Genomic DNA, 6259 nt, shown 5'->3' with positions numbered 1-6259 from the left:
ACTTCATTACGTCCCCTAACCGCACGTTCTCACCCACCGAGGCCCAGGTCGCGCAGGCCGCGGAGATCGTGCGGGTGTGGGAGGAGGCACTACGCGAAGGCCGCGGAGTGGCGACCGTCGACGGCCGGCTGATCGAGAACCTGCACGTCGACAACGCGTGCCGGATTCTCGCCGTCAGCGCGGCCATCGCGGGTCTGGCCGACGGCCAGACGGCCTCCTGACGGTAGCTGTTCTGGCCGTAACTGTTCTGGCCGTAGCTGTTCTGACGGTGACAGTTCAGCCGCTCCGACGGCTGTAGGGATGCGACAGCCTCTCCACCGCGGTGGAAATCACCGCGGTGGAAATCACCGTCGTTCTCTGCCAGCGTGATCCAGACTCTCGGACCCGCGGGCGATGTCTCCTGTCGGTCAGTGCAGGGGCCGGTGCGCGGTCTCGGGGAGCCGGCTGAAGACCACGGTGCTGACCAGGGCGACGGCGGTGACGTACCAGCCGAAGGAGGCGGGGTGGCCGATGTCCACGAGGTAGGTGGCGACGTAGGGGCCGGTGCCGCCGAAGAGGGCGACGGAGAGCGCATAGGGGAACCCGATACCGGAGCTGCGCAGGCGCGCCGGGAACAGCTCGGCGACCACCGCGCTCGAGATGCACGACCAGCAGGCGAGGAACACCAGCCCCATGATCTGGACCAGGAGCAGCCTGGTGGTCGAGCCGTCCAGGAGGGCCAGCATCGGAACCGTGCCGACCACGAAGAAGGTGCCGAAGGTGAGCAGCATCGGCCGCCTGCCGACGCGGTCCGAGATCGCTCCGAAGACCGGCTGCAGGGCGAGGAAGATGGTCAGCGCGACGACACCGGAGAGCAGGCCGTGCTTGAGGTTGGAGCCCACCGTGATGTTCGCGTACGTCGGCAGGTAGGCGGTCCATACATAGAACACCAGCGCCGGGGCCGCGGTCAGCCCGAACACCTGGAGGGATTCCCTGGGGTGCCGGCGGAGGAACTCGAACATGTCGGCACGACGGGCACCGGCCGGCTCGTCCGCCGTCTTGGTGAGGGTCTCCTTGGCGTGCGTCCGGATCCACATGCCGACCACGGCCGCGACCGAGCCGAGCAGGAAGGGGATCCTCCAGCCCCAGCTGGTCATGTTCTGCGAGTCCAGCGTGCTGGCGAGTAAGGCGCTGATTCCGATCGCCGCCAGGTTGGCCGAGGTCGCACTGATGTAGAAGAAGCTCGAGTACAGCTCCCGACGGCCATCCGGTGCGGACTCGATGAGAAACGCGCTTCCCGCGGCATACTCGCCTCCCGCGGAGGCGCCCTGGATCAGCCGGGCCAGCAGGAGCAGCGCCGGGGCGGCGACCCCGACCTGCTCGTAGGTGGGGGCAAGCCCGATGATGAGACTGCCCAGGCCCATGCCCATAATCGTGGTGCTAAGCGTCCTGCGGCGGCCGATCCGGTCGGCGAGAATCCCGAGGATCAGCGATCCGACCGGTCGGGCGAAGAATCCGACGGCGAAGATCGCTAACGTCGACATCAGCGGCACCAGGCTGCCTCCCGGGCTGGCCGGGAAGAACTGCGTGGAGAAGTACACCGCAAGCATCGAGTAGATGTACCAGTCGAACCATTCGACGGCGTTGCCGACGGAAGCGGCCAGGAGCTGCCGATAATGGTTGGTCCGCGCTCGGAGGCCGGTTGTTGCTGTCATCGAAGCGGTCATGGGTTGCTCCCCTGTTGGGCGGCGGCCGAGACCGCCAGCTCGGGACGTCGAGCTCTGATGGGCCCGATAGCGGGTACGGATTCCCAACAGGATGTGGCGTGCGACACATTGGAGGCTACGGGCGGGATGCCAACGTGGCGCCCCTTGCTTCGTAGGCGGCTACGAAACCGGCGGGGCTGCCGTCTCCGCGTGGAAGGCCCAGGACAGTTCCACCAGGGTGTCGGTGTCGTCCAGGGACCGCCCGGTCAGCTCCTCGAACCGGGCTAACCGGTAGCGCAGCGTGTTGACGTGTATGTGCAGCGCCTCGGCGGTCCGCGGGATGTTACGGCCATTGGCCAGGTAGCAGCGGAGCGACTCGACGACTTCCTCCCCGAACGCACCGGTGCCCCGGAGCGGCTGGAGGTAGCGGGCCCGCATCAGTGCGGTCACGTCCGCCGCGCGCGCGGCACGGCCACCCGCCAGCCGAGGCCCTCGAGGGTGTGCACGCCCTCGTTGTGGCGCAGTCGGGCCGTGGCCAATACGTCGTTGGCCACCGAGAAGGACGTCGCGACCCGGTCCAGCGGCCCCTCGGGCCCGGCGGCGACCAGCAGCCCCGGGACCGCGGGTGGCAGCCCCGACACGATCCCCACGAGCCGGCCTTGGGAGGGCACCAGGAGCAGGACCACGTTGCTGCGCCGGCATCCCTGGTTGATCAGGTTGAGGGCCTGGTCCAGCTCCGCTTCTGGTAAGGCGGCAGTGCACACCGCCCGCAGGTGTGTGTCGCGCCGCACGTGGTAGCGGATGCACCCCTGCTCAATCTGCGTCGGCGACAGGGTGCCGGCGAGCAGCCCGGCGAGCCATTCGTCCCTGCGCCTTCGGTCCGCCACCGCATGCGACAGGCCGTACTCGCGGTAGGCGCTCGCCGCACGAGCGGAGAACACGTCACTCAGCTTCCACAGCAGCGAGGTGAGGGTGAGCGACTCGGGGTGGTCGACCCCGAACTCCTGGGCGCGATCCACCAGCCGGTCCTGGATGCTCGCTATGCAGATGCGGAAGCCGCCCATGATGTCCTCGATCGGCACGCCCTGCTGGAGCCGTTCCAGCGTTGTGCGCTCGGCCTGCCAGATCTCCGAGCTCGGCGGCACGACGCCCGCCCGCAGGGTGCGGCACGCCAGCACGACGTTGCGGTGGATGCTCGTCACCAGCGCCTCGGTCGGGACCACCTCATAGGCCGGGATCTCGCGCCGGACACGCTCGATCGTGGGATCCACCAGTCCCTCGTCGCGTTCCAGCGCAGCGGTGAGTTCTCGCACACGGTCGTCGGACGTCCGCATCATCATGGGATTATCCTGCCCGGCGGTGTCGTCGGCACCCCGGTCCTCGCCCCAACGGCGCGCGTGGCACCCGTGCTTGTCGCGCGTGTTCAGGGATCTGTCACCGCTGTTCTATCTCGGATCTTTTGGTGGGTCCAGAATCAAACCCTACCGCTCGCCTAGCCGGCCGTTCCCCGCCGGATCCAGACGATTCCGAAGGCAGGGATCGACGCCAATCTCCCGAGGAGACGCAGATGACGACACTGGTCAATCCCCTCCAACATTTCGCTCCAACGCACACGGGAGTCGACGATCTTCCGTGGGTTCCGTTCACGCCTTACACGAACGAGGTGGAATTAAAGATTCTTCATGTGGATCTGGTCAAGAGCGAGACACAAATGCTTCTGCGGGCGCCGGGGGGAGCCTCGCTGGGTGTGCATGACCATTATGGTCGCGTGCTTGTCTACACCATTCGAGGGAAATGGCGGTACGCGGAGCACGCCTGGGTGTCGGGGCCGGGTGACTTCGTGTACGAGGTCGCCAACAGCAGGCACACGTTCATTGTGGAGCCTGACGAGGGCATCGAGGTGTTCATCTCGGTTGAAGGAGCTATTGCTTTCCTCGGCCCAAACGACGAGATCATCGGCATCGAGCAGGCCCATACGTTCGCCGAGCGATACAACGAGTACTGCAGGAAGCATGGGATCATCCCGGTTGACCTGACCAGCTTCGCCCTCTCGTAGCCAGTCGGTCGCTACTCGTACACCACGGGCGTGGACTCCACTACCGCGACTTACCTGGGCTTCCCGCACGTCTTTCCACTGCTTATGAGGCCCTACGCGGTTGGCCGTGAGCCGTGTTTGAACACCAGCGTTCAGTGACCGCCTGCTGTGACGGGGTGTGACCGTGCAGGGCTCGGGGAAAGGGACACACCCGCCGATGACGAACGGCCAGGTCAGCGACCTGGCGTCGGCCGGTTCGCACGGCCGGCGGGCGTCGGCCGTGCGAACCGGCTGTCGCTGCGGGCGGCGCTGCCCGACGTGTCGGTGCTCGGGATCGACGACCAGCGGCGCGGCTCGCCGCGTTTCCACCGCGACCCGCTCACCGGGGCGTGGGTGACCGACGCCGACCGCTGGCAGACGGTGCTCATCGACTCCGCCGGCGATCAGGGTCTGCTCGGGTCGTCGAGCGGAGGGCTCCGAAGCCCGTGACCAGCTGGATCCTCGCCCAGCCCGCGGCCTGGCGTGCCCGGATCAGCGCCGTGACCATCGGCATGTCCACGACCTACAAGGCGGTCGCCCGCGCCGCGCTCCCGCACGCCCAGTTGGCCGTGGACCCGTTCCACACCGCCCAGCTCGGCAACAAGGCCGTCAGTGACGTACGCCGCCGTGTCAGCCACCAGCTACGCCACCGCCGCGGCCGCGCCACCGACCCCGAGTACACGATCAAAGACCGGCTGCTGTGGGGCCCGGATGCGCTTTCCGACCGCGGGCGCCGCCGCATCCTCGAGACCTTCACGGTTCTCGAGGACCTCGACGGTGAGGCCGCCCACGCGCTGCGCACCGCCTGGAACGCCAAGAATCTGCTGCTCGACCTGCTCGCGCTCTCCCCGGCCCGCACCGGCGTCGCGACCACCCCGCACCGACATCGCCAGGGCCCTGACCAGGTTCCTCGGCTACTGCGCGACCTTCGGAAAGGACGTCCCCGAGGTCGTCACCCTTGCCGAGAGGATCTTCGACTGGCGCGACGAGATCGCCACCGCGATCCTCCTCGGACTCTCCAACGCCGCCGAGGCCGTCAACCGGGTCACCAAGCTCGTCTACCGCACCGCCTTCGGCCTGCGCAACGTCCCGAACCAGCAGCGCCGCGCCAGCTACGCCACCACCCGAAGTAGCCGCCCCGACTGGCTACCCGCCACCACCCACCCCAACGTCCAATAACCGGCCAGCTACGACTCCCGGTGAACTGCGTAGGAGTCGAAATGAAATAACTTGCGCGTTTCGAACCCTCCACAGGCCTGTGACCTGCGATGATGCTCTCGATCACGTATTTGTTACTTCATTACGTCCCCGTAGAGCCGCTTATGCTTGCAGGCGCGGCGGCCCAGGTTCCCGGTAGGAGGTCATCATGCGGACCTACGAGATGTACGACCTTGTCGATGTACCCCATCGCGACCGTCCTGGACGCTGGGAGGAGATCCTGGGCAGCACGGTGACGCCATTCCACACTGATGTTCCTCCAGGGAAATTACCCTACCGTGCCTCGATTGAGCGTCGCTGGTTCGATGACATCGCGCTGCTGGATATCGCATGTGATCCGTGTAGGGGTGAACGTAGTCGAAGTCTGATCAGCCGGACCAGCGAGGAAAATATTGCGATCTTCTTCGCTACCGCTGGGACTGAACGGCTTGCCATCGAGGACAAGAAGATTGTTGTCACTCCGGGCAGCTTCGTGGCTTGGAACAGCACGCAAAGGATGCGGTTCGAAGTTGTTGAGCACTTCCGCAAAATTACCCTGGTAATGCCGAGGGCGGCGCTGGAAGAGGTCTTGGAGAGCCCGTGGTTGGAAGCCGACCTCGTGGTGGACGTGAACGCTCCCGCGATCAGGTTGTTGCGCAGTTATATCGCCTCACTTGCCAGCCTCCCGCACGAGATTCCCGCCCCCACCATAACGGCGGCCCGCAACGCGGCATTGGAGTTGGTGGCCGCGGCGGTGCGCCCCGAGGTCACGTTCACGAATGCGATCACTGGGGAATCGCTGCGGCTCGCAGTGGAACGCTGGATAGCTCGAAACCTTGGCCACCGCGACGTCAGTGCCGCTGCGGCGGCCGCTGCGCAGTGTGTGTCTGTCCGCACGCTGCAGCGCGGCTTCGCCGCGACAGGAAACAGCTACAGCGCCGCCGTCCGCTCCCAGCGACTCGCACGAGCCCGCCGGGACCTGATCGAGGGATCATGCTCTATTCAGGCGATCGCCAGCCGTTGGGGTTTTGCGGACACGAGTCACTTCTGTCGAGAATTCAAACGGCTGTATGGTGCGACGCCGACTTGTTACCGTGATTCGGTCGCCTTATCGTTCGCCCACGTGGGCGAACCCGATTTTCGGGACGATCCGGACGGTGGAGCGCAGCCCTTCAGAACCGCGTCCCAGACGTCCAGGACGTCCAGGCTGCATGACTGATCGCGTCGTCCGTCCGGTCGGCACTTGTCCCGGATGTCCAGGACGGGCCGGACTGGCGGCGGGTCAGGTCGGGGAGGCCGGGTT

At 66.4% G+C, this 6259-nt stretch carries 8 protein-coding genes and 2 pseudogenes; 7 read left to right on the top strand and 3 right to left on the bottom strand.

Annotation, left to right across the window (positions count from 1 at the left end; genetic code table 11):
• Positions 1–221: pseudogene (locus ACY5KJ_RS16575) on the top strand (CoA ester lyase); the annotation flags it as partial.
• A gap of 186 nt (positions 222–407) precedes the next feature.
• On the opposite strand, the gene ACY5KJ_RS16570 reads toward ACY5KJ_RS16575, so the two are convergent.
• The 3 genes from ACY5KJ_RS16570 to ACY5KJ_RS16560 form a co-directional block, all read right to left on the bottom strand.
• Positions 408–1706 (bottom strand): MFS transporter, encoded by a 1299-nt coding sequence (locus tag ACY5KJ_RS16570; protein WP_462203791.1) that lies wholly within the window; start codon positions 1704–1706, stop codon positions 408–410.
• A 159-nt stretch (positions 1707–1865) separates the two neighbouring features.
• Entirely contained in the window at positions 1866–2135 is a 270-nt protein-coding gene (locus ACY5KJ_RS16565) for a helix-turn-helix domain-containing protein (RefSeq protein WP_462203790.1), read from the bottom strand.
• Positions 2132–3025, bottom strand: coding sequence for a hypothetical protein (locus ACY5KJ_RS16560; RefSeq protein WP_462203789.1), 894 nt, complete (start codon positions 3023–3025; stop codon positions 2132–2134). The genes ACY5KJ_RS16565 and ACY5KJ_RS16560 overlap by 4 nt, the downstream gene beginning before the upstream one ends.
• 227 nt (positions 3026–3252) lie before the next feature.
• Between ACY5KJ_RS16560 and ACY5KJ_RS16555 the strand changes: the two genes are divergently transcribed.
• From ACY5KJ_RS16555 to ACY5KJ_RS16530, 6 genes and pseudogenes are all read left to right on the top strand, one after another.
• Entirely contained in the window at positions 3253–3741 is a 489-nt protein-coding gene (locus tag ACY5KJ_RS16555; protein ID WP_462188529.1) for a 2,4'-dihydroxyacetophenone dioxygenase family protein, read from the top strand.
• Between the two features lie 147 nt (positions 3742–3888).
• Positions 3889–4209 (top strand): hypothetical protein, encoded by a 321-nt coding sequence (locus ACY5KJ_RS16550; RefSeq protein ID WP_462203788.1) that lies wholly within the window; start codon positions 3889–3891, stop codon positions 4207–4209.
• Positions 4110–4544: pseudogene (locus ACY5KJ_RS16545) on the top strand (transposase); the annotation flags it as partial. The gene ACY5KJ_RS16550 and the pseudogene ACY5KJ_RS16545, both read left to right, overlap by 100 nt.
• The gene (locus ACY5KJ_RS16540) at positions 4471–4938 is read left to right on the top strand and encodes a transposase (RefSeq protein ID WP_462188535.1); all 468 of its coding nucleotides are present in this window, start codon (positions 4471–4473) and stop codon (positions 4936–4938) included. The pseudogene ACY5KJ_RS16545 and the gene ACY5KJ_RS16540, both read left to right, overlap by 74 nt.
• 89 nt (positions 4939–5027) lie before the next feature.
• Positions 5028–5213 carry a hypothetical protein gene (locus tag ACY5KJ_RS16535; protein WP_462203787.1) on the top strand — a complete coding sequence of 62 codons (186 nt, stop codon included), beginning with the start codon at positions 5028–5030 and terminating at the stop codon, positions 5211–5213.
• Entirely contained in the window at positions 5126–6175 is a 1050-nt protein-coding gene (locus ACY5KJ_RS16530) for an AraC family transcriptional regulator (protein WP_462188527.1), read from the top strand. Before ACY5KJ_RS16535 ends, ACY5KJ_RS16530 begins: the two co-directional genes overlap by 88 nt.
• The last annotated feature ends 84 nt before the right edge of the window (positions 6176–6259 follow it).

Source organism: Frankia sp. CcWB3 (assembly GCF_977927595.1).
Note: the sequence above shows the minus strand (reverse complement) of the source record. Positions and strands in the feature narration are given on the sequence as shown.

Coding starts and splice junctions, on each gene's coding strand:
- ACY5KJ_RS16555 (WP_462188529.1), top strand. CDS start 3,253: ATGACGACACTGGTCAATCCCCTCCAACATTTCGCTCCAACGCACACG.
- ACY5KJ_RS16560 (WP_462203789.1), bottom strand. CDS start 3,025: ATGATGATGCGGACGTCCGACGACCGTGTGCGAGAACTCACCGCTGCG.
- ACY5KJ_RS16530 (WP_462188527.1), top strand. CDS start 5,126: ATGCGGACCTACGAGATGTACGACCTTGTCGATGTACCCCATCGCGAC.
- ACY5KJ_RS16535 (WP_462203787.1), top strand. CDS start 5,028: ATGATGCTCTCGATCACGTATTTGTTACTTCATTACGTCCCCGTAGAG.
- ACY5KJ_RS16540 (WP_462188535.1), top strand. CDS start 4,471: ATGCGCTTTCCGACCGCGGGCGCCGCCGCATCCTCGAGACCTTCACGG.
- ACY5KJ_RS16570 (WP_462203791.1), bottom strand. CDS start 1,706: ATGACCGCTTCGATGACAGCAACAACCGGCCTCCGAGCGCGGACCAAC.